Source organism: Nocardiopsis eucommiae, from assembly GCF_965344335.1.
GTDB classification, from domain to species: domain Bacteria; phylum Actinomycetota; class Actinomycetes; order Streptosporangiales; family Streptosporangiaceae; genus Nocardiopsis; species Nocardiopsis eucommiae.
Genome location: NZ_CBDRIY010000013.1, coordinates 1 through 21,909 on the forward strand (window position 1 = coordinate 1; position 21,909 = coordinate 21,909).

The 21,909-nt window shown below is 70.3% G+C and carries 21 protein-coding genes; 9 read left to right on the forward strand and 12 right to left on the reverse strand.

All coding sequences use genetic code 11. The annotated features are described in order from the left end of the window. Positions 1–59: 59 nt before the first annotated feature. The 4 genes from ACRWK8_RS10195 to ACRWK8_RS10210 all read right to left on the reverse strand — a co-directional run bounded on the left by ACRWK8_RS10195 (position 60) and on the right by ACRWK8_RS10210 (position 4,076). Positions 60–1,070 (reverse strand): hemolysin family protein, encoded by a 1,011-nt coding sequence (locus ACRWK8_RS10195; protein WP_378740157.1) that lies wholly within the window; start codon positions 1,068–1,070, stop codon positions 60–62. Further along, complete coding sequence (locus ACRWK8_RS10200) at positions 1,067–2,449, reverse strand: hemolysin family protein (protein ID WP_431869809.1); 1,383 nt, start codon at positions 2,447–2,449, stop codon at positions 1,067–1,069. The genes ACRWK8_RS10195 and ACRWK8_RS10200 overlap by 4 nt, the downstream gene beginning before the upstream one ends. 228 nt (positions 2,450–2,677) lie before the next feature. Beyond that, positions 2,678–3,238, reverse strand: coding sequence for a TrmH family RNA methyltransferase (locus tag ACRWK8_RS10205; protein WP_378740163.1), 561 nt, complete (start codon positions 3,236–3,238; stop codon positions 2,678–2,680). A 190-nt stretch (positions 3,239–3,428) separates the two neighbouring features. Next, the gene (locus ACRWK8_RS10210; RefSeq protein ID WP_431869811.1) at positions 3,429–4,076 is read right to left on the reverse strand and encodes a class I SAM-dependent methyltransferase; all 648 of its coding nucleotides are present in this window, start codon (positions 4,074–4,076) and stop codon (positions 3,429–3,431) included. A gap of 138 nt (positions 4,077–4,214) precedes the next feature. On the opposite strand from ACRWK8_RS10210, the gene ACRWK8_RS10215 reads away from it, so the two are divergent. Then, complete coding sequence (locus tag ACRWK8_RS10215; protein WP_378740168.1) at positions 4,215–4,715, forward strand: dsRBD fold-containing protein; 501 nt, start codon at positions 4,215–4,217, stop codon at positions 4,713–4,715. Between the two features lie 289 nt (positions 4,716–5,004). Beyond that, a complete protein-coding gene (locus ACRWK8_RS10220) occupies positions 5,005–6,267 on the forward strand; it encodes an APC family permease (RefSeq protein WP_378740170.1) in 1,263 nt (420 codons plus the stop codon). Between the two features lie 76 nt (positions 6,268–6,343). Here the strand turns inward: ACRWK8_RS10220 and ACRWK8_RS10225 are convergent, their stop codons facing one another. The 5 genes from ACRWK8_RS10225 to ACRWK8_RS10245 all read right to left on the reverse strand — a co-directional run bounded on the left by ACRWK8_RS10225 (position 6,344) and on the right by ACRWK8_RS10245 (position 11,077). Then, a complete protein-coding gene (locus ACRWK8_RS10225; protein WP_431869814.1) occupies positions 6,344–7,123 on the reverse strand; it encodes an NUDIX hydrolase in 780 nt (259 codons plus the stop codon). Next, on the reverse strand, positions 7,120–7,854 hold the full coding sequence (locus tag ACRWK8_RS10230; protein WP_431869816.1) for an HAD family hydrolase: 735 nt from the start codon (positions 7,852–7,854) through the stop codon (positions 7,120–7,122). The genes ACRWK8_RS10225 and ACRWK8_RS10230 overlap by 4 nt, the downstream gene beginning before the upstream one ends. Before the next feature lie 129 nt (positions 7,855–7,983). Then, positions 7,984–8,931 (reverse strand): VWA domain-containing protein, encoded by a 948-nt coding sequence (locus tag ACRWK8_RS10235; protein ID WP_378740179.1) that lies wholly within the window; start codon positions 8,929–8,931, stop codon positions 7,984–7,986. Between the two features lie 88 nt (positions 8,932–9,019). Continuing rightward, positions 9,020–9,988 (reverse strand): DUF58 domain-containing protein, encoded by a 969-nt coding sequence (locus ACRWK8_RS10240; protein ID WP_431869818.1) that lies wholly within the window; start codon positions 9,986–9,988, stop codon positions 9,020–9,022. A gap of 21 nt (positions 9,989–10,009) precedes the next feature. After that, positions 10,010–11,077, reverse strand: coding sequence for an AAA family ATPase (locus tag ACRWK8_RS10245; protein WP_378740183.1), 1,068 nt, complete (start codon positions 11,075–11,077; stop codon positions 10,010–10,012). Positions 11,078–11,261: 184 nt separating this feature from the next. On the opposite strand from ACRWK8_RS10245, the gene ACRWK8_RS10250 reads away from it, so the two are divergent. The 5 genes from ACRWK8_RS10250 to ACRWK8_RS10270 all read left to right on the forward strand — a co-directional run bounded on the left by ACRWK8_RS10250 (position 11,262) and on the right by ACRWK8_RS10270 (position 17,222). After that, complete coding sequence (locus ACRWK8_RS10250; protein ID WP_431869820.1) at positions 11,262–11,978, forward strand: protein kinase family protein; 717 nt, start codon at positions 11,262–11,264, stop codon at positions 11,976–11,978. A 437-nt stretch (positions 11,979–12,415) separates the two neighbouring features. Continuing rightward, positions 12,416–13,183: a HipA family kinase gene (locus ACRWK8_RS10255; protein ID WP_431869822.1), complete on the forward strand. Its 768-nt coding sequence runs from the start codon at positions 12,416–12,418 to the stop codon at positions 13,181–13,183. Next, on the forward strand, positions 13,180–13,608 hold the full coding sequence (locus ACRWK8_RS10260) for a DUF3037 domain-containing protein (protein WP_352387824.1): 429 nt from the start codon (positions 13,180–13,182) through the stop codon (positions 13,606–13,608). The genes ACRWK8_RS10255 and ACRWK8_RS10260 overlap by 4 nt, the downstream gene beginning before the upstream one ends. 206 nt (positions 13,609–13,814) lie before the next feature. Next, the gene (locus tag ACRWK8_RS10265; RefSeq protein WP_431869824.1) at positions 13,815–15,071 is read left to right on the forward strand and encodes a multidrug effflux MFS transporter; all 1,257 of its coding nucleotides are present in this window, start codon (positions 13,815–13,817) and stop codon (positions 15,069–15,071) included. Between the two features lie 141 nt (positions 15,072–15,212). Next, on the forward strand, positions 15,213–17,222 hold the full coding sequence (locus ACRWK8_RS10270; RefSeq protein WP_431869826.1) for an AMP-binding protein: 2,010 nt from the start codon (positions 15,213–15,215) through the stop codon (positions 17,220–17,222). A 51-nt stretch (positions 17,223–17,273) separates the two neighbouring features. On the opposite strand, the gene ACRWK8_RS10275 is transcribed toward ACRWK8_RS10270, so the two are convergent. The 3 genes from ACRWK8_RS10275 to ACRWK8_RS10285 all read right to left on the reverse strand — a co-directional run bounded on the left by ACRWK8_RS10275 (position 17,274) and on the right by ACRWK8_RS10285 (position 20,251). Beyond that, on the reverse strand, positions 17,274–17,921 hold the full coding sequence (locus ACRWK8_RS10275; protein ID WP_378740199.1) for a LuxR C-terminal-related transcriptional regulator: 648 nt from the start codon (positions 17,919–17,921) through the stop codon (positions 17,274–17,276). Further along, the gene (locus tag ACRWK8_RS10280) at positions 17,873–19,141 is read right to left on the reverse strand and encodes a sensor histidine kinase (RefSeq protein WP_378740202.1); all 1,269 of its coding nucleotides are present in this window, start codon (positions 19,139–19,141) and stop codon (positions 17,873–17,875) included. The genes ACRWK8_RS10275 and ACRWK8_RS10280 overlap by 49 nt, the downstream gene beginning before the upstream one ends. 147 nt (positions 19,142–19,288) lie before the next feature. Continuing rightward, positions 19,289–20,251 (reverse strand): hypothetical protein, encoded by a 963-nt coding sequence (locus ACRWK8_RS10285; RefSeq protein WP_352387852.1) that lies wholly within the window; start codon positions 20,249–20,251, stop codon positions 19,289–19,291. A gap of 248 nt (positions 20,252–20,499) precedes the next feature. Between ACRWK8_RS10285 and ACRWK8_RS10290 the strand changes: the two genes are divergently transcribed. Together ACRWK8_RS10290 and def are read left to right on the forward strand one after the other, a co-directional pair. Further along, positions 20,500–20,943 (forward strand): SMI1/KNR4 family protein, encoded by a 444-nt coding sequence (locus ACRWK8_RS10290; protein ID WP_049579761.1) that lies wholly within the window; start codon positions 20,500–20,502, stop codon positions 20,941–20,943. Positions 20,944–21,044: 101 nt separating this feature from the next. Then, positions 21,045–21,710, forward strand: coding sequence for a peptide deformylase (def, locus tag ACRWK8_RS10295; RefSeq protein ID WP_378740206.1), 666 nt, complete (start codon positions 21,045–21,047; stop codon positions 21,708–21,710). Positions 21,711–21,909 lie beyond the last annotated feature (199 nt).

The following is a 21,909-nucleotide window of genomic DNA, read 5'->3' on the forward strand; positions in this document are numbered from 1 at the left end:
GAGGGGTGCCCTCTCCCCCCCCCCCCCCCCCCCCGCCGTGTTCTCCGTCGCTCCGGTCGCTAGGCCGCCGTGTCCAGCAGCAGCAACCGGTCCAGGATGTCCTGGAGGGTCACCAGACCCACCAGCTCACCCTCGTTCTCGACGAGAGCGAGGTGGCTGCGGCTGTCCCGCATGATGCCCATCGCCGCGTACATCGGCGTACCCACCGACAACGTCAGCACCGGGCGCATGAGGTCGGCGGCGGTGGTCCCGGCCGGGCTGGTCAGCGCCTCACGCACGTGCAGCACACCGACCGGTTCACCCGACTCCATCACCACCAGCCTCAGGTGCGTGGACTCGCGGGAGACCCGCTTGACCTCCTCCACCCCGGCGTCCGGCGTCACCCAGGCGATCTCCTCGCGCGGGGTGAAGTGCTCGTCCAACGGCTGGGAGTTGACCTCCAGGGCCGTGGCCAGCTGGTCCCGGCGCTCGGAGTCCAGGGCACCCGCCTTGGCGGAGTGCTCCACCAGCTCGCGCACGTCCTCCGGGTTGTGCCCGCTCACCAGCTCGTCCACCGCCTGCACACCGAAACGGTGCAGCACCCAGTTGGCCATGCCGTTGAGCATCACGATCAGCGGGCGGGTCACCCACATGAACGCCCGCATCGGGATCGCCAGCATCGTCGCCGACTTCTCCGGGTGGGAGATCGCCCAGGACTTCGGAGCCATCTCACCGATCACCAGGTGCAGGAACGTCACGATGATCAGCGAGAACGTGAACGAGAGCACGTACCCCACCGAGTCCGGCAGACCGTCGAACAACGGCTCCAGCATGTGGTGGAACGCGGGCTTGGAGATCGCGCCCAGGGCCAGGGTGGCCAGGGTGATCCCCAACTGCGAACCGGCCAGCAGCAACGACAGGTCGCGGGCGCTCTTGAGCGCCGCGCGTGCCGAGGCACTGGTGTGCGCGGCCTCCTCCAGCCGGTAGCGGCGCGCCGCCACCAGGGCGAACTCGATCGCCACGAAGAAGCCGCTCAGCGCGATGAACACCACGGTCAGCGCCATGGCCCACCACACGTTCATGTCACTCATGCCCGCACCTCCCGAGCGCCGTCCTCGACGACCTCACGCAGTCTCAGCTCCACCGTGTTGGGAACGTGCCGCTGGACCGCGTTCACGGTCAGCGTCAGCGCCATGTCGGGGTCGCCGTCATGGGCGCTGGCGGGTCGGGGCAGTGACAGCTCCACGCGGTCACCGACCTGCGGCAACCGGTGGAGTTCGTGGATGACCAGACCGCCTATGGTCTCGTAGTCACCCTCGGGCAGGTCGTGCCCGATCAGCCGCTCGACCTCGTCGATGTGCAGCGCGCCCGGAACGATGTAGCCGTTCTCCCCGTCGAGGTGGGCCGGGGCCTCCTCCTCGGGGGTGTGCTCGTCGGCGATCTCACCGACCAGCTCCTCGGCCAGGTCCTCGGTGGTGATGACCCCGGCCAGACCGCCGTACTCGTCCACCACGCAGGCGAACTCCTCGCCCGCCTCGCGCAGCTGGTCCAGCACACCCGGCAGCGGAAGCGAGGCGGGGACCATGACGGTCGCCCGCGCCACCTCGCTGACCCGGACACCGGACAGGTCGCGGTCGCCCAGCGCGAGCACGTCGCGCAGACAGATCACGCCCACGATGTCGTCCACGCCCTCACCCAGGACCGGGAAACGGGAGTGGTCGGACGCCATCAGCTCCACGACCCGGCTGACCGGGTCGCCCTCCTCCACGGTGGTCACCTCGGGACGCGGGATCATCGCGTGCCCGGCGGTGCGGTCGTGGAAGTCGAGGGTGCGGTCCAACAGGGTGGACACCTCGGCGGGAAGGTCGCCGGTCTCACGCGACTCGGCGATGATGCGTTCCAGGTCACGCGGGGTCGCCGCGTGCTGGACGTCCTCCACCGGGGTGATCTTCACCAGCTTGAGCAACCAGATCGCCGCCTGGTCGAACAGCCAGATCACCGGTCCGAAGACCTTCAGGTAGATCCCCGTGGACAGGGCCAGCCAGCGGGCCACCGGTTCGGGTCGGGCGATGGCCAGGTTCTTGGCGAAGAGCTCGCCGAACACCATCTGGACGACCGTGGAGAACAGCAGGGCCAGGAAGAGGCCGATCGCGAGGCCGGTGCCTACCGGCACGCCCGCGCCGCTGAGGAGCTCCCCGACACCCTGTCCGATCATCGGTTCGGCGACGTAGCCGACCAGAAGGGTGGTGACGGTGATGCCCAGCTGGGCACCGGAGAGCATGAAGGACGTCCGGTTGGTGATGGCCAGGGCGCGTTTCGCGCCGGCGTCACCGGCCCCGGCCCGCGACTTGAGTCGCGAGCGGTCCACGGCCATGTAACCGAACTCCTGGGCGACGAAGTAACCCGTCGCCACGGTGATCAGGAAGACCACCAGGGCACCGAAGGCGATGCTGAGGACGGTGCTGATCATCGGGCACACACCGCCTGGGTCCGCCCGTGGGCAGGGGTCCTACGAAGGTGCGCGCCCTTCGAAGAAGGGGGCTCGTCGGAGTCTGGGTCACAGCATCCCTTGGGGATGCTGCTGGTACTTCGGGACGGGTCCACTGTTCCTCTCTCTGCGCCTGTGCGCGTCGGGTGTGATTGGAGTGGTCTGTGGTTCACAGGAGGGACGTCCAGCGGGGAAGAAAGATTCCCGGGCTCAGCTTCCGACGGGCGCGTTCGCCTCGTCGTCGAAGGTGGCCCACTCGCGGCGTCGTGCCTCCGCCAGGGCGATCGACGTGGCCACGGCCACGTTCAGCGATCCGACCCGGCCGATCTGCGGGATGTAGGTGACGGCGTCCGCGCCCGTCAGCAGGGCGGGGGAGCAGCCGTGGTCCTCGGCACCCACGGCCAGGCAGACGTCGGGCTCCAACGGCGCGGCGTGCAGCGGCACGGCGCCCTTGGCCAGCTCCACGGCGACGACCTTGTAACCGTCGGCGCGGGCGGCGGCCAGCGCCTCGGCCGTGCCGGACAGGCGGGTGTGCGGGACCTTCGCGCCGGTACCCAGGGCGGTCTTGCCGACCTTGGGGTCGTCGGGGTCCGCGCTGTTACCGGTGAGCCAGAGCTGGTCCACGCCGAAGGTCGCGCAGGTGCGCAGGATCGAACCCAGGTTGTAGGGCTGGGTGACCGATTCGACGAGAAGGGCGAGACGCCCCTCGGTCCGCCTGCGCCACTGGCGGTTCAGGCGTTTGACGTCCGTGGGACGCAACTGCGTGCTCAACTGCGGTGTGTTCCTCGCGGTGTGGGCCGGGCGGTCCGGCGTGGTCGGTACAGGTTACCGGTCAGGGGTCGCGCGCGCACGCGTGACCCCTGACACATGTCGGTAAGTTCGGAAAGGGAAGTGCAGTTCGGGCGTGTTCCGGGGGCGGTCCGTGCCGTCGGCGCGGGGTCGCGGCCCGGGGCGTGGTGTGCTAGGCGGCGCGGCGCACGGCCAGGACACGGAAACCGGCCCGGGAGGCCACGCGCTCGGCGGGCAGCCCCTGGGCGTCCAGCCACTTCTGGAGGGAGTCCGAACCCAGGTGGCGCTGGACCACCAGGTGGGCGACGCCCTCGGGGGTGAGCCGGTTCAGCCAGGTGCGCAGCATCGCGTGCAGCACGTCCTTGCCCACGCGGATCGGCGGGTTCGACCAGATCGCGTCGAAGGGGCCGAGCAGGTCCTCGGCGGCGGGGGAACGGCCCTCACCCTGCTCCACGGCCAGACCGCCCTCGGGGGCGACCACACCGAACCAGGCGTTGCCGAGCCCGTGGTCGTCGGCGTTGCGCCGGGCCAGACCCACGGCCCGGGAGTTGACGTCCACCCCGAGCACCCGCGCCCCCGGGGCGCGCGAGGCCATCGTCAGCGAGATGGGCCCGTACCCGCAGCCCAGGTCGAGCAGACGGCCCTCGGCGGGCGGCGGCGGCACGCTCTCCAACAGCACCCGGGTACCGAGATCGACCCGGTCGGGTGAGAACACGCCACGGTCGGTGCGCAGGCGCAGGTGGAGATCGGGCAGGACCAGGTCGGCGGTGGAGGGCCGACTGGCGGTGCCGGGATCGGAGTCGAAGTAGTGCTGGGCCACGCCGTGACGCTACCAGGCACGGAGCGCGTGACGGGACGGCAAAAACCTCACATACCACCGGGAACAAAAGGACCAAGCCTCGGCAGAGAGCCGAAACAGCACCGATGATGGAGACAAGCGAGGTTTGTGGGGGAACCCATGCGAGCAGAGGTAGGAGACCGACTGGTCATCGAGAGCCCGAACGCCGACACCCACCGTCGCACGGGGGTGGTCACACGGGTCCGGGGTTCGGAGGGGACACCGCCCTACCAGGTGCACTGGAGCGGCGACGACCCGGGGCACGAGGCCCTGGTCCACCCGGGACCCGACGCCCACATCGAACACCCGCCCGGCGCGGACGGGAGAGAGGGAGCGGATGCCATGCAGACGATGAAGCGCTGGAACGTCGACGTGGTCGTCGCCGAGGAGAACGAGGGCGCGGCCGCGCGCACCTGGGCGGAGGTCGGCCTGGTCGCTGACGACGGCACGGCCCTGCGCGGCCACGGGATGGCCCGCAAGCACCCGACCGACCTGGACGTGCCGGAGATCGGGGAGGAGCTCGCCGTCTCCCGCGCACTGTCAGACCTCTCACGTCAGCTGCGGCAGGTCGCGGCCGCCGACATCAACGACAACACGGGAACTCCCTGGCGTCCCGTCTGACCGGGCCGCCCGCGACCACGAGGAAACCCGGACACCCCAGGGGTCCCCGACCACGGTCGAGGGCCCCGACCCGCGCCCGCGCCTCCCCTGACGAGGGCGCGCCCCGGACCGGAACCGGCCACCCCCGCGACGGGGGTTCGCGCTCGTCGGTCACCGGTATCGGGCACACTCGGAAGTCGGACACGACCTTCGTCCCGCTTCCGAAGGACCCGGCCCCCGGGCCGTGGCCTCCACCGACAGGGCGCGTCCGCCGGTCGACGACCGGAGACACCCACTCAAGGAGACCCCGTTGGCCACCTCTTCCGGACCGCAGGCCAGACCCGCCCGGACGCTGGGAACCGTCGACGCGGCCGCCATCGGCGCCGCCGCGATGCTCGGCGCCGGAGTGTTCACGGTCTTCGCCCCCGCCGCGCTGGGCGCCGGTGCCTGGCTGCCCGTCGCCATCCTCATCGCGGGGCTGGTCGCCTACTGCAACGCGGTCTCCTCCGCACGCCTGGCCGCCCGGCACCCCGAGAACGGCGGCACCTACGTCTACGGCCGGGAACGCCTGGGCGACCTGTGGGGCTACCTGGCGGGCTGGTCGTTCGTGGTCGGCAAGGTCGCCTCCTGCGCGGCCATGGCCATGACCTTCGCCGCGTACACGCTGCCCGCGTGGCAGAAGCCGGTCGCGGTGGCCGCCGTGGTCGTCCTGGCGGCGGTGAACCTGCGGGGCGTGCGCCGCTCCACCCTGGTCATCAAGGTCCTGCTCCTGCTCGTGCTGGGCGTCCTGGCGGCGGTGTTCGTCGCGATGCTCATGAGCGGGCGCTTGGCCGCCGTCGCGGAGGTGGACGGGCTCGGGCCCTGGCCCGGGTCCTTCGGCGTCCTGGGTGCGGCCGGGATGATCTTCTTCGCCTTCGCCGGGTACGCGCGCATCGCCACCCTGGGCGGCCAGGTCCGCGACCCCCGCACCACCATCCCCCGCGCGATCTCGCTCTCCCTGGGCACGGTCCTGGTCGTGTACCTGGTGATCGGCACCGGCCTGCTCATCGTGCTGGGCCGGGAGAAGCTCACCACCAGCCAGGCGCCCATGGCCGACGCGGTCCAGGTCGCCGGGTTCCCGATGCTCGTGCCGTTCGTCGTGGCCGGTGCGGCCGTGGCCAGCCTGAGCGCCCTGCTGCCGCTGCTGATGGGGATCTCGCACACCACCGCCGCGATGGCGTCGGACGGTCACCTGCCGCGCCCGCTGGCCGCCGTGAGCGATCGCCACGGGGTGCCCCACAGGGCGGAGGCCGTCGTCGCCGCCGTGGTGATCGTCCTGATCCTGGTGGCCGACCTGCGGGGCGCGATCGCCTTCTCCGCCTTCGGCGTGCTGGTCTACTACGCCATCACCAACGCCTCGGCGCTGCGCCTGGGCCCGGACGAGAACCGCCCGCCGCTCATCGCCCCGGTGGGCGGCCTGGTGGGGTGCGTGGTCCTGGCGACCAGCCTGCCCCTGCCGGTGGTCGGCGTCGGGGTCCTGGTCCTGGGTCTCGGCGCGGGACTGTGGTGGGTGCGCCACCACGTCCTGGTCTGAGGAAGGGCCGGGCGGGTGCCGTCCGGCGGTCCCACCGGGCGCCGGGCCGTCTCCGGCCCGGCTCGCTCGGTTCCGGTCAGCCGCGTCGGCGGTGCCGGACCAGGTACTCCATGCCGCGCCGCGCGGTGGTGGACAGCGGCAGTTCGGTCAGCTCAGCGGGGGTGAACCAGGCGCAGTCGGCGGTGGACCCCTCGACCTCGACCACCCGGGGAACGGTCGGCGCGGCCACGTGCACGTGGGAGAACACCCAGACCGCGTAGATGTCGGTGCCAGCGCTCCGGGATCGGCGGTGGCTGGCCACGGTGATCAGCTCACCCACCACTCCGGCCTGGCCGGTCTCCTCCAGCACCTCGCGCCGCAGCGCGGCGCGCACGTCCTCACCGGTGTCCACGCCGCCGCCCGGCAGGTGCCAGGTCCCGGATGCGGGGAAGCCGTCGGCGATCAGGCTCAGCAGAACGCGTCCGGCCGGGTCGGTGACGATCCCGTAGGAGGCGAAGCGGCGCATCCGGGGGAGCGCCCCCTCCGGGGCGGGGTCCTCCTCGGGGGCCAGCGCGGGTGCCGGGGGAGTCAGCCCCTCTGTGGGCACGACCGAGGGCCAGGCCGAGACGAGGTCGGGCTCGGCGAACACGATCCGGTCCACGTGCAGCGCGCGTCCGCGCGGCAGGCTCGCGGTCTCGGTGAGCACGTCCAGCGCCACCAGCGGCGCCTGCTCGGGCAGGCCGCCCAGGCCGCGCGCCACGTCCTCGGGGTCCTGGCCGAAGAGCACACGCGCTCCGACCAGGATCGGCCCGGTGGGTCCGGAGGTGATGAGGTGGACGGTGACCCGGCGGGCCATCCAGTCGTCGATCGAGGTCACAGCAGCCCCGTCGCGGCCATGCCGCTGGGCAGGCCCACCATGTGCAGGAGGCCGTCCAGGTCGTGGAGCGTGGTGACGCCCTCCACGGGCTGGCGGGCCTGGCGGTCCACGACGACCGGGCGCATACCCGAGGCGACGGCGCCCACGGCGTCGGCCTGGATCTGGTCGCCGACGTGCCAGCAGGCACCGGGATCCACGCCCAGGCGCTGGGCGGCCGTGTGGAAGATCCGGGGATCGGGCTTGCCCGCGCCCACGGTGTCGGCGCAGACCACGGCGTGGAAGTAGGGGGTGAGTTCCAGGGCCTGGAGCTTGGCGTGCTGGAGTGCCTCGACGCCGTTGGTCACCACGGCCAGACGGTATCCGGCGGAGCCCAGGGCGTTCAGCACCGCGTAGGTGTCGGGGAAGACCTGCCAGCCGCTGCGGTGGCCGTCCAGGTACATGCGGTACAGCTCGTCGCAGTGCTGGTCCGCGAGGTCGGAGTGGCCGGCCTGGAGCGCCAGGGCGCGGACGCGCTCGCGGCGCTGCTCGTCGAGGCTGAGCTCGCCGCGCAGGTAGGCGCCGAAGGAGATCTCGGTCTGGATGTCCCACAGCGCGCGGGCCGAACCGAAGTCCGGGTGGCCGAGTCGTTCCATGACCGTGCGCAGACCCGCGGACGAGGCGGCGACGTCGTCGATGAGTGTGTCATCCAGGTCGAAACAGATCGCGGCCGGGAGAGCGGGTGTGTTCGGCATCGTTCCTCGAAGTGGGTGGTCAGGACAAAACATGCCAACGCTAACCCGTAGCTGAACAGGAAAAGGTATAAACCCCACCTAAAGGGATGTGACCAACAACACTGGCGGTCGAGATTGAGGGGCCACTGATCAGGGAAGGCGTTGGAACCACAGCAGCGAGGTGAATGCCGTCGCCAACGCCAGGACGATCGCCACCATCACGAACCGAGTGACGATCTCCTCATGGACCATCTCCGTACCGAGCGACGAGCCGATGTCCTCGTACACCTCGTCCAGCTCCGTCTCGCTCTCGGCCTCGTAGAAGTGCCCCCCGGTGTCCTCGGCCAGCCCCTGGAGCGCCTCCTTGTCGATGTCGGCGGGCACCTGGTACCCGTCGATCTCGATCATCGCCGCCCCGCTGCCGAAGGCGATCGTCGACACCGGAACCTCACCCTCGGCCGCCTCACCCGACGCCTGGAGGATGTCCCGCCCACTCGTGTTCTCACCGTCGGAGAGCAGGACGATCGCGGCCGGCGGCGGATCCTCCTCGGCGTCCTCGTCGAAGGTCCGGATCGCCTCCAGAGAGGCGAACACCCCCTCACCGATGGCCGTGCCCGGGCCCAGCCGCAGGCTGTCGATCGACGTCGTCACCGACTCGTGGTCCTGCGTGGGAGCCGTCACCACCGTCGCCGTCGAGGAGAACGACACCAACCCCACGTTGAAGCGGTCCGGCAGCGTCTCCACGAACCCCCGGGCCGACTCCTTGGCCGCGTGCAACCGGTCCGGCTCGATGTCGTTGGCGGCCATCGACAGTGACACGTCCACCGCCACCATGATCGTCGCCCGCTCCCGAGGAGCCTCCACCGGCATCGCGGGCACCGCCATCGCGGCGATCAGCACCCCCAGCGCCAGCGTGAACAGTGCGGCGGGCACGTGCCTGCGCACGTCCGGCCGGTGCGGCGCCACCTGGTTCAGCAGTTCCAGGTTGGTGAAGCGCACCGTGTACTCACGGCGCTGACGCTGGGTGAACACGTACGCGCCCACGAGCAGCACGACGACCAGCAGCCACCACAGCCGCTGCGGCTCCAGAAAGGTCATGACCGCCCCACGTCCCCCCAGCCCGTACGGACACGGGAACCTCCCGCGCCCACGTCACCGCTCCCGGACCGGCCTCCGCCGGAGCCGATCACCGGGGCACCCCCGGCGTGTGCCGGGCCATGTGGTGGGCGGTCCGGCGCTGGTGGATCACGAACCGCGCGGTGTCCAGTACCCAGTCCCGGTCCGTGCGCAACACGAGGTGGTGCACCCCGCACCGGCGCAGCGCCCCGCGCACGGCCTCCCTCTGCGCCATGGCCGCCCGACGGTAGCGCTCACGGACGGCGCGGGTCAGACGCACGTCACGTACCCGTCCGGTGGTCGGATCACGCAGGGCCACGTCACCCACCTCGGGCACGTCCAGCTCCCGGGGGTCCACCACCTCGACCACCAGCACCTGGTGCCGCGAGCCCAGCTGGCGCAGCGACCGCTCCCAGGGCACCTCCCCGCCGAAGGCCGGGGTGTCCAGGAAGTCGGAGATCACCACGCGCAGACCCCGCCTGCGCCGGGTCCGCACCAGGTCGGTCACGGCGTCGGCCAGGGTGGCCCGGCTCTCGTCCGGCGTGCGCACGTCCCCCTGCGGAGCGGCGGCCACCGTCGCCAACAGCGACAGCAACGCCTCCTTGCCCGACCTCGCGGGCCAGCGCCGCACCCGCCCCTGGTGCAGGAAGTGCGCCCCGAACCGGTCGCCCACCCGCTGCGTGAGCAGGTTGGTCGCCACCAGGGCGCCCACCGCCACGTCGCGCTTGGAACGCAGCCCCGTGCCGAAGTCCATGCTCGGGGACAGGTCCAGCAGCGTCCAGCTCTCCAGCTCGCGGTCCGCGACCACGTCACGCACGTGCGGGGTGTCCGTCCGCGCGGTCACCGCCCAGTCCATGTGCCGCACGTCGTCCTCACCCGGCTGGTAGAGCCGGGCCTCGGCCGCCTCGGACCCCGGCCCCAACCGCAGGCCGAGGTGCTCCCCGTGCAGGAGGCCGTCCAGCCGGTGCACGATGCGCAGGTCCAGACGGCGCAGCGCCGCCCTGAGCCGGGGGTCGGAACCGATGGCGGGAGTGTTCACACGATCACCTCTGGTTCCTTCCTACCTCTGCGTGGCGAAGGAGGCGGTCTCACCCGAGGGCGGCTCGTCCCAGATCACGCGCGGCGCGGGAACGGTGGACAGGATGCGGTCGACCACCTGGTCGGGGGTGACCCCGTCGGCCAGGGCGTCGAAGGTCAAAACGAGACGGTGCGCGATGACGTCGTGCGCCAGCACCCGCACGTCGTCCGGCAGCACGTAGTCACGCCCCCTGAGCAGCGCCAGCGCCCGGGCGGCGGCGACCAGCCCCAGAGTGGCGCGCGGGCTCGCACCCACCTCCAACGCCTGGCGCAGGTCGGGCATCCCGTGGTTCTCCGGCTCGCGGGTGGCCATAACCAGGCGCACGACGTAGTCGGCGATCAACTGGTGCACGTGGACGCGTTCGGCGTCGGCCTGGAGCTCGCCCAGGGTGACCGGGTCCAGCACCTGGTGGGCGGTGGGCGGCGCCGAGCTCATCCGGCGCAGGATCTCCATCTCCTCGTGCGCCTTGGGGTGGTGGACGTTGACCTTCATCAGGAAGCGGTCGCGCTGCGCCTCGGGCAGCGGGTAGACCCCCTCCGACTCCACCGGGTTCTGCGTGGCGATGACGATGAACGGGGCGGGCAGCGGATGGGTGGTGCCGCCGATGGACACCTGCCGTTCGGCCATGACCTCCAGCAGCGCCGACTGCACCTTGGCCGGAGCGCGGTTGATCTCGTCGGCGAGGACGAAGTTGGCGAAGACCGGCCCCAGCTCGACGTCGAACCGCTCGGTCGAGGGGTGGTAGATCCGCGTGCCGACGATGTCCGAGGGCACCAGGTCCGGGGTGAACTGGACGCGGGAGAACGAGCCGCCGGTGACCTTGGCCAGCGTGGAGACGGCCAGTGTCTTGGCGATACCGGGGACCCCCTCGATGAGGCAGTGTCCCTGGGCGACCAGCGCGATGAGGGAGCGCTCCACCATCCGCTCCTGGCCCACGATCACCGTGGACACCTCGTGCAGTGCCGCGCGCAGCAAGCGGGTCGGCTCGCCCGGAGTGCTCTCCGGCCCCGACGCGGAGGCCGGGCCGTTCCCGGGTGAGGTTTCTGCCATGTCCCGTCCTTCCCGGACTCGGCGTCCCCGTGCGTGGACGCCGGTAAGGAGTAGGTTGTGGATCACCTGTGGCGACACTACCTGTTTAGGTGCTCTCGAGCCGGTAGACAACGCGACACTGGGACCGGGGCGGACAGCGGGGCGAAGTGTGACGTACCGCGACGTGCCGGAGAGGGGAAGTGACATGACGGCGCCCACGAGGGGCCTGAACGACGTCGACCCGCGCCAGCTGGGCGGGTACCGGCTGCTGGGGCGGCTCCAGGAGTCACGTCTGGGCGTGGTCTACCTGGGGCGCGACGCCTCCGGTGAGCGGATGAGCGTGGCGATGCTCAACGACGCGGCGGGGATCGACGAACCCACCCGGGAACGGTTCGCCCGCGCGGTGCGCGACGGCGAGGGCGTGGCGGCGGCCCGCACGAGCGGGAGGTCGGCCCTGTGGGTGGCGGTCCCCTACGTCGAGGGCGGCGCCGGGGCGGGCCGGTTCCTGGAGGAGGCGGGGCGCGGCGGCCCCCTGGTCCTGCGCGGCCCGGTGGTGATGCCGCACTGGGCGGGGGAGCGGGGCGGGTCCGCGGTGCGCTGGGCTCCCTGGGCGGGGCGCCGGGACAGCCCGGTGGCGCGGGGGGAGTCCAACTGGTGGCTGATCGGTGGCCTGGGCGCGCTGCTGCTGTTGCTCCTCCTGCTGGTGTTCGCCCTGTACCTGTGGATGATGCAGTTCCCGCCACCGGAGATGCCGGCCCCGAGCCAGCCCGAGGCGGAGCAGTCGGAACCGGCGGAGGAGCCGGGAGCGGAGCCGAGCCCGGAGGAGGGGGAGGGGGACCCGGCCAGTCCGGTGCCGACCCTCCCCGCGCCGGGGGACGAGGGCGAGGGTGACTGGGGGGAGGACCCCGAGGACAACCTCTGACGTGTCCCCGGGGGAGCGCGGTCGCGGGCCCGCCCCGGTCGCGGAGGGGAGCGGGTGGTGGGGTGGACGCCCCACCACCCGCTCCGTGTTTCCGGGGCTGGGCCAGCGAGGATCTCGTGGAGAGGTCGTCGATCATCCGTGTTCGCAATATAAATCTACGTCGTAAAGGTGGCGCGGCTGTTCTGTCGAACCGCCCTGCAAAAATGACATTCGCGCGGCTACGCCGCCCGCCTCCCAACTCCTCGTTCCTGGGAGGTGGGACCTGTCCGGGGCCCGGGGCCGGTATCTAGAACGTGTTCAGCCCTGTTTAGAGGACCTCCGGAAGAGACGGTCGGGTGTTCGGTGGGTCCGCGCGGAGGTCGCGCCTGTGTCCGGTTGAGCGCTTCGACCGACCGGCGGCTGGCCCGCGGCGAACGCGGTCGCCGGGTTCGGTGCCTATGCTGGCCAGCGTGCTGAAAAAGGTGATCGCGACGCGGTACGTGCTGCCGCTGCGCGAAGGAGGTTCGCTCCCGGGGTTGGTCGAGGCCGACGACCTGGGAATGTACGTGGTCAAGTTCCTCGGTGCCGGCCAGGGACGCAAGACCCTGGTGGCCGAGGTCATCACCGGTGAACTCGGCCGGGCCCTGGGACTGCCGGTCCCGGAACTGGCCGAGGTGGAGTTCGACGCGGTCATCGCCCGCGGTGAACCCGACCCGGAGGTCCAGGAGCTCCTCAAGGCGAGCGGCGGACTGAACCTGGGGATGGACTTCCTCCCCGGTTCCCTGGGCTTCGACCCGCTGACCTTCGAGGTCGATCCGGGGTTCGCCGGACGGGTGCTGTGGTTCGACGCCCTCACCGGGAACGTGGACCGTTCCTGGCGCAACCCGAACATGCTGGTGTGGCACGGTCGGCCGTACCTGATCGACCACGGGGCGACGCTGATCTTCCACCACAGCTGGGCCAACGCCGACCGGTTCGTCGGCCGGGCCTACGACGCCTCCGACCACGTGCTGTCGGGGGCAGCCCCCGACCTCGCCGCGGCCGACGCCGCCCTGGCCCCGCTCCTGGACGAGGACCTGCTGCGCGGCGTGGTGGGCCTGGTGCCCGACGAATGGCTGGTGGACGAGCCGGGGTTCGCCTCGGCGGAGGAAGTGCGAGAGGCGTACGTGAGGCATCTGGTGGCCCGTGTGGCGGACCGTTCCTGGCTGCCGGAGGTGTCCTCGTGAGCGAGCGGTACACCACGGTGACCACCGGACAGGTGGGTGTGGAGCGGGAACGCGCGGTGTTCGAGTACGCGCTGTTGCGGGTGATCCCGCGTCTGGACCGCGGCGAGTGCGTGAACGCGGGAGTGATCCTGTACTCGCAGGAGCGGGCGTTCCTGGCGTCGCGGTCGGACCTGGACGAGGCCCGGCTGCTGGCCGTGGACGCGGGGGTGGACGTCGCCGGTGTGCGACGGGCCCTCGCCGCGGTGGAGGTGATGTGCAGGGGCGGTGCCGAGGCCGGGCTGGCCGGTCGTGAGCGGCCGGGGCAGCGGTTCCGGTGGCTGACCGCGCCCAGGAGCACCATCGTGCAGCCGGGGCCGATCCACGGAGGTCTGACGGAGGACCCGGAGGCCGAGGTGGAGAGGTTGCTGGACCGGTTGGTGCGGTGACCCGTGGTCGGTGGTGGTCGCAGATGACCGTAACGCCGACGTAAGGGACATCACAGGCCTCGGGGTGGTTGGGTGGGGAGAGAAATCCTCCCCTTCGGTGTTGGTATGGAGTGGTCCATCCCTGTGGACACGCTCCCCACCACTCCCGGTCCGTCGCGGTGCCTTCTGCCGTGCGCGGATCGGCCTGACTGCGAACTGGAGTGCCTGTGCAGTCCCCATCGTCCCCCTCCACCGCCCCCGATCGGGGGACCGCCCTCGCCCCGCCGCGGTCGCGCAAGTCGATCGCGCTTCTGGTGCTGGTCCTCGGTGTGCTCACCGCCACCGGTCCGCTGGCGACCGACATGTACCTTCCGGCCTTTCCGCAGATCACCCGGGAACTGGGTGCGACGGAGGGGCAGATCGGGCTGACCCTCACGGCGATCATGATCGGCATGGCCGTGGGTCAGTTGGTCATCGGGCCGATGAGCGACGCCTGGGGGCGACGGGCTCCGCTGCTGGTGGGTGTCGCGCTGTTCACGGTGACGTCGGTGCTGTGTGTCTTCGTGCCGAACGTGACGGTGTTCATCGCGCTGCGCTTCCTCCAGGGAGTGGCGGGGGCGGCCGGTGCCGTGGTGGCTCGGGCCATCGTCCGTGACATGTTCCAGGGTGACGCCGCCGTCCGGTTCTTCTCGCGTCTGGCGTTGGTGATGATGCTGGCCCCGCTGCTCGCTCCGCTGGTGGGTGCGCAGCTGTTGCTGGTGGGCCCGTGGCAGTTGAGCTTCTGGGTGCTGGCGGGGATGTCCGCGCTGAGCTTCGTGCTGGTGCTGCTGTGGCTGCCGGAGAGCCTGCCGCCGGAGGCCCGGCGGTCCCAGGGGCCGCGTCAGTTGGCCGCGACGGTGGGTTCCCTGGTGCGTAACCCGAGGTTCGTGAGCCCGGTGCTGACGCTGGGTCTGAGCTTCGGGATGCTGTTCACCTACGTGTCGGCGTTCTCGTTCGTGTCGCAGAACGAGTTCGGGATCTCTCCGCAGACCTATGGCTGGTTGTTCGCGGTGAACGCGTTGGCGTCGATGGCGGGCACCCAGGGCAACGGTCTGCTGGTGGGTCGTGTGGACACGGCTCGCCGGTTGCTGATGGGGCTGTTGCTGGCGCTGGGGGCGGTGCTGGTGCTGCTGGTGCTGGCGTTGACCGGTGCGGCCGAGCTGTGGATGGTGTCGGGGCTGTTGGCTCTGATGATGTTCAGCGTCGGTTTCATCATGCCGAACGCGACGGTGACGGCTCTGGACGGACAGCCGGTGGCGGTGGCCGGGACGGCCTCCGCGCTGATGGGTTCGATGCAGTTCGCCCTGGGCGGTGCGATCGCGGCGATGGCGGGGATGACTCCGTCGGGTGAGGCCTCGTTGGTGAGCATGGCCGTGGTGATGGCGACCGTGGCGGTGCTGTCGTTGTTGGCGTACGTGTGGGCCGCGCGAGTGAAGGTCCGATGAGCCCTGGTCTCGGGTGATTTGCACCTGGACGTCGAGGTTGCCGTTCGGTGGGGAAATGGGCACAGTAGGGCACAATTCCCCGACTGAGGCGGGTGGGGATGCGTTGGGCCCGCCTACTGATGTGACAGAGGATGAGTGGGTATGGGCGAGACCCCCGGTTCGTTGGCTCGAGAACACTCCGGGTTGAGTGACCTGATCTACGAGGTGGCGACCACGGACGCGCACGCGCACGTGTTCTCCGTGCTGGAGGGTCGGGACTGGGAGCGTCGGACGGCCGGGGAGTTCGCCACCGAGGTGACGGCTCTGGCGAAGGGGCTGGTGGCGGCCGGTATCGCGGAGGGCGACCGGGTGCTGCTGGTGGTCGACTCGCATCTGGACTGGGCGCGTTTCGCGTTCGCCGTGTGGTCGGTCCGGGCGGTGTTGGTGCCGCTGCCGAGGACGGCGTCCGCCGAGCGTGTGACGCACGTGGTGCGTGAGACGCGTCCGGCGGCCATGGTGGTGCAGGGTGAGCGCCAGTACCGGACGGCGGTGCGGTTGCAGCGTGAGCTGCCCGACCTGGGTCGGGTGTGGCGGTACGAGGAGGGCCTGCCGGTGGTGGCGGGTCTGGGGACGTACATGGACGCCTCGGCGGTGCGGTTCCGTCGTGACGAGGTGGTCGCCGACGACGCCGCCGTGGTGTTGTACCCGATGAGCACGGTCTCGCTGCGGACGCGGGGTGTGGTGCTGTCCCACGGGGCGCTGTTGTCGGCGGCGGCGGACCTGGTTGACCGGATGTGGCCACGGTTGTCGGAGCTGGCGCCGGGGCGGGCGAGCGCGGTGCTGGATCTGCCGTTGTCGCAGCTGCCGGGGTTGGCGTCGTTGGTGGCGTGTGTGGTGGGTCGGGTCCGGGTGGGGCTGGTGCCTCCGGGGCGGTTGCGGCGTGAGCTGGAGCGGTTCCGGCCGACGGTGCTGGTGTGCCGGCCGGATCTGTTCGAGCGGGTGCACGGTTCGGAGCGGGCGTCGGCGCACTCGACCGACTGGGACTCGGTGGGGACGTTCAACGCGGCGATGGACGCGGCGGTGTCGTTCGACCAGTCTCCGAAGAAGGGTGCCTGGCGGCGGTTGTCGCGGTCGATGTACGACTGGTCGTTCTCGAAGATCCGGGATCTGCTGGGTGGCCGGGTGCACCTGGCGGTGTGCTGGGGTGGTGGGCTCTCGGAGCGGTTGGACAGCTACTTCAACGGTGTGGGTGTGCCGGTGATGCAGGTGTTCGGTGTTCCGGAGACGGCTGGGGTGTTCGTGGCGAACGCGCCGGGTGAGCGGGTCACGGGCACGGTGGGTCAGGCGGTGCCGGGGCGTGAGGTGTGGGTGTCGCGCGAGGGTGAGTTGTTCGTGCGCGGTGGTGCGGTGTTCCTGGGGTACTGGGCGGACGGTGAGGGTTCGCGGGCGGCGTTCCGGGAGGGGTGGTTGGCCACGGGTGTGTTGGCTGAGGAGGACGGTGAGGGTTTCGTCCGGGTGCGGGGGCGTTCGCGTCCGCAGGCGTCGATGGCGGAGGTTCCGGGGCGGTTCGTGCCTCGGGCGAACGTGATCGAGGTGGTGGCTGGTCCGGAGGAGGTGGTGGCTCCGGGGGTGGTGGCCACGGCTTCGCTTCCGGTGGTGGAGGCGCCGACGCGTGAGTTGGAGGTGGCTTCGGGGGGTGCGGAGCCGGTGGCTCGGGTGGAGTCGGTGGGTGCGGGGACGGGTGAGTTCGCGGCTGTGGGTGAGGGGTCGCGGGACGCCGAGGTGGTGGCTGGGTTCGAGGCTCGGTTGCGGTCGCATCCGTTGATCAGTCAGGTGTTGGTGATCGTGGAGGGGCGGCCGTTCGCGAGTGCGCTGGTGACGTTGGTGCGTGATCAGTTGGAGTACTGGCGGTTGGTGAACGGGCGGCCGTTGTCGATGGCGCCGGAGGAGATCGCGGGGGATCGTGATCTGCTGCGGGAGGTGCAGGGGTTGGTGTATGAGGCCAATCGGAGTGTGCCGCGGCATTTGGCGGTGCGGTCGTTCCATGTGTTGGCCGAGGAGTTCACGGTGCAGTCGGGGTTGGTGCGTCCTTCGGGGGAGTTGCGGCGTGAGGCGGTGTTGCGTGCGTTCTCGGAGGAGATCGACGGGTTGTATCGGGTGCGTCGTGAGTAGTGGTTGAGGTGGGTGTGTGGCCGTGGTCCCTGTGGGGGCCGCGGCCTTTTTTCATTGGCCGTTGAGGTAGGCGAGAACGGCGAGGACGCGTCGGCTGTCGTCGGAAGAGGGGGGGAGGTCGAGTTTGGTGAAGATGTTGTTGATGTGTTTGCTGATGGCTTTTTCGGTGATGTAGAGGCGTCCGGCGATGGCGGAGTTGGAGCGGCCTTCGGCCATTTCGGCGAGGACTTCGCGTTCGCGGGGGGTGAGTTGGGCGAGGGGGCCGCTCTGGTCCTGGCGGGCGAGGAGTTGGGAGATGACGGCGGGGTCCATGGCGGTGCCGCCGTCGGCGACGCGGCGGACGGCTTCGATGAACTGGTTGATGTCGAAGACGCGGTCCTTGAGGAGGTAGCCGACGCCGCCGGCGTCGTCGGAGAGGAGTTCGCGGGCGTAGAGCTGTTCGACGTGTTGGGAGAGGACGAGGATGGGGAGGCCGGGGATCTGGGTGCGGGCGGAGATGGCGGCTTGGAGGCCTTCGTCAGTGAAGGTGGGGGGTAGGCGGACGTCGACGACGGCGACGTCGGGTTTGTGGTCGATGAGGGCGGTGTGGAGGTCGGGGCCGTTGTCGACGGCGGCGACGACGGTGAAGGTGTGGGCTTCGAGGAGTCGGATCAGGCCGTCGCGGAGGAGGGCAAGGTCTTCTGCGATGACAACGCGCATGGGATCTCCAGGGTGACGATGGTGGGGCCGCCGTGGGGGCTGGTGATGTTCATCGTGCCATCGAAGGAGTCGAGGCGGCGGGCGATGCCGGTGAGGCCGCTCTCGGGGGTGGGTTGGGCGCCTCCTCGTCCGTTGTCGGTGATGGTGGTGACGAGTCGTTGGCGGCCGTGGTTGATGTGGACCCAGGCGTGGGTGGCGTGGGCGTGTTTGGCGGTGTTGGTGAGGAGTTCGGCGATGGCGAAGTAGGTGGCGGATTCGACGGGGTCGGCGGGGCGGCCTCGGAGGTTGGTGGTGACGGTGATGGGGAGGTGGTGGGTGAGGGCGAGGGCGTGGACGGCTCCGTCGAGTCCGCGTTCGACGAGGACGGGTGGGTGGATGCCGCGGACGAGGTCGCGGAGTTCGGTGAGGGCTTGGCGGGTGGTTTCTCGGGCTTCGGCGAGCATGTGTTTGGCGGTGTGGGGGTTGGTGTCGACGATCTGTTCGGCCATGGCGAGGTTCATGCCGAGGGCGACGAGGCGGGCTTGGGCTCCGTCGTGGAGGTCGCGTTCGATGCGGCGGATCTCGGCGGCCTGGGTGTCGATGGTGTCGGCGCGGCTGGTGGCGAGGTGGGCGACGCGTGCGGCGAGTCGGGCTTTTTCGGAGGGGGCGAGGATGATGCGGGCGAGTGTGTGGTGGGCGGTGGTGGTGAGGGGGTGGAGGAAGTGGGCGAGGAGGAGGGTGAGTGCGGCGGGGATGAGGACGAGGAGGGCTTCGGTGGGGGTGTGGGGGGTGATGAAGCCGTAGATGTTGGGGAGGTGGCGCCAGAGGATGAGGGCGTAGAGGGTTTGGTAGAGGGCGTGGGCGTAGAGGGTGTAGCTGAGGAGGGCGAGGAGGGTGAGGAGGGGGGCTGAGGCGAGCCAGAGGATGTCGCGCCAGGTCGCGGTGTCGGTGAGGATGACGCGGACGCGGGCGTGGACTCCGGTGGGGGGCATGGGTCGGTAGGTGGCGGGGACGGGTTGGTGGGGGTTGATGTGGGTGAGGGTGGTGCGTTGTGCGTTGGCGATGGTGCGGAGGGTGGTGGCGGTGAGGATGGTGAAGGGGAGGCCGATCCAGATGAGGGTGAGGAGGGAGGAGGCGAGGACGAGGGGGGTGAGGAGGAAGGCGGCGGTGTTCTGGGAGACGAGGAGGAGGGTGTAGGCCAGGTTGGTGAGGGGCCCGGTTCTGGGGCTGGTGGTGGCCATGGTGGTGTCTCCGGTGGTGGGTGGTGGTCGCCTTCCGTTTCTATTCTGGGGTGTGGGTGTGGGTGGTTTCGGGGGTGGTGGCTCCCCTGTTGGTATGGGTGCGGCCCGGGTTCGTGTGAACCCGGGCCGTGGTGGTGTGTGGGGTGGTCAGGGCCAGCGCATGTCGGTGGCGGGGCCGAGGGTGGCGACGCGGGTGTGGGCGCGGGTGTCGAGGGAGTCCTTGAGTTGGGTCCAGGCCTGTTGGGGGGTGTTGTCGGTGTTGTTGCAGGTGCGTTGTTCGCATGCGGTGTTCTGGGACATGGCGGCGGCGAAGCGGAGGGGGTCGCCGGTGTTGGTGTGGCCCCAGTGGCTGATGTTGGCCCATTGGCGGGCTTGGATGCCGTCGGTTCGGTAGATCTGGGGGATGACGGCGACGGTGGGTTGGTTGCCTCCGGCGGCGAGGTGGACGTCCTTGAGGGTCCATCCGTTGCTGCATGCTCCGTCGGTGGTGGAGGGGCAGCCGTCGGCGGAGTTGGCGGCGTAGAGGGGGGTTGTGGTGGCGTCGGTGTAGGCCTTGATCCAGTCGCGGGCCCAGGCGGGGGTGGACCAGGAGGGTTCGGCGTCGATGGCGGCGGTGAGGGTGACGTGGGGTGTGGTGGTCTTGCGGGCGGTGTCGACGAGGGTGGCCCACTGGCGTCCGGCGGTGGTGCCGTTGATGCCGCCGTCGTCCTTGTTGTTGATGCCCAGGGCGAGGTGGGTGGGGGTGTTGGTGGTGTTGCACTCGGCGTAGCCGCGGGCCCAGTGGTGGGCGTATTCGAGGGCTTTGTCGGTGGGTGTGCGGGGTGTGGTGGTGGCCGCGCTGGTGCCGGGTTCGCGGAGTTGGTTGTTCTTCTCCTGGGTGCCGAAGAAGAGGACGCGGACGCCGGGGGTGTTGGTTTTGGCTTCGGTGCAGCCGGACTGGTGGGCGTGGTGGGTGGTGGCGTTGGTGAGGGGGACGTATTGGCTGGTGGTGTGGCCGGGGTAGGTGGGGGCCTGGCCGGGGTGTTCGGCGGCGAGTGCGGGTGTGGGGGTGTGGAGGGCGGCGGCGGTGAGGGCGAGGGTGGCGAGGAGCCGTGGTGTGGTGTGTTTCATGGCTTTCATTATGTGCGTTAGGTGGTGGTGTGCGCACGCGGAGTAACAATCATGGCGTTTATCGGCATTTGGGACATAGGCCGCACGGCTGGATGTTCGGTTCGGGCGCCGCGAGGAGGTGACCCGCTGGTCCCTGAGTGGGCGGTTTGGGGGCTGAGAGGTGTTTTGTGGCGGATGTGGGTGGGGATTCGGTGGATTTTCGGCGCAACTCGCCGCCCACGATTTCCCGTGTCTTGCCACGACCTGTGATGATCGTGGGTGTGTGGCGTGAACTGATCCTGGAGATGTATCCCGAGGCCGATCTGAGCGATCCGGCCGACGAGGTGACCCTGGCCGAGGTCGAGAAGCACCTGATGCTGCCCCTGCCGTTCGAACTGGCCTCCCTGCTGAGGGAGACCGACGGGGTGACCAACGAGTACGGGGACGCGGTGGTGTGGAGTGCCCGCCGACTGGTGGAGGACAACCTGGCGATGCGCCAGGAGCCCGACTACCTGGAGCTGTACGCGCCCTTCGACGAGATGATCTTCTTCGGCGACTCCGACATGGGTCCGCAGTTCGCCTACGTGCACACGGACTACGGTCCGGGGATCGTGGTGTGGGACCATGAGAGCGACCGCAGGCGGCTGGTGGTCGTGTCGTTGCGTGACTACCTGGCGCGGTGCTTCATCCAGGGCAACGCGTGGTTCCGCTGACGGAGCTCGACCACGGCGTGACCTGACGGTTCGTGCTATTTTTCGTGGTTGGCGGTGTCGTGACCGCCGTATCCCCTTGAGCCCGCCTTGAGAGAAGGACCATGTCGGAGCAGTCCATGCCCGTGCCCGTAACCGTTGTCCAGGGCCGGGAGGTTTCGGACTTCCCCGAACTGGCTCCCGAGGCCGCCCGGGGCCGTGTCCTGAGGGTCACGGTCACCGGCGAGGAGGTCCTGCACCGGGTCAACGCCGACGTGCCTGCCGCCATGCTGGGCGGCGCCGAGCTGGCCCAGCTCGTCGACGACATGTTCGTGACGATGTACGCCGCCGAGGGAGTGGGACTGGCGGGCAACCAGGTCGGCGTGGACCTGCGCCTGTTCGTCTACGACTGCCCCGACGACGACGGGGTGCGCCACGTGGGACACGTGATCAACCCGGTCCTGGACGAGCGCGACCTGGACGACCCCGTGGTGGTGGAGAGCGAGGGCTGCCTGTCGGTGCCCGGGCCGCACGCGGACCTGGGCCGGGCCGAGCACGCCACGGTGCGCGGGCTGGACCGGGACGGCAACGAGGTCGTGCTGAGCGGGAGCGGCTACTTCGCGCGGTGCCTCCAGCACGAGACCGACCACACCTACGGCAAGCTCTACGTCGACCGGCTCTCGCTGCGTGAGCGCAAGCGGGTGCTGAAGAAGATGAACGAGATGGCCGACAACGTGTTCGCCCGCCGGGAGGAGCGCGCCCGGGAACTGGAGCGCGAACTGGCGGAGTGACTCCCTGAGCCGTGTGTGGGGGCGTACCGGATCTGTCCGGTGCGCCCCCACTGTCGTGTGGACGACGTTCCCCGGATCAGGCTGGAGGCGCTGGCCCGGTACGGGACGCGCGCCAAGGCCCGGTGAGGGCCTCGGGCGCCACCCGGATGTGACGGTGGGTGCTGGCGCCTCCTGAAGGTGCCGCACCCTCCGGCCGACG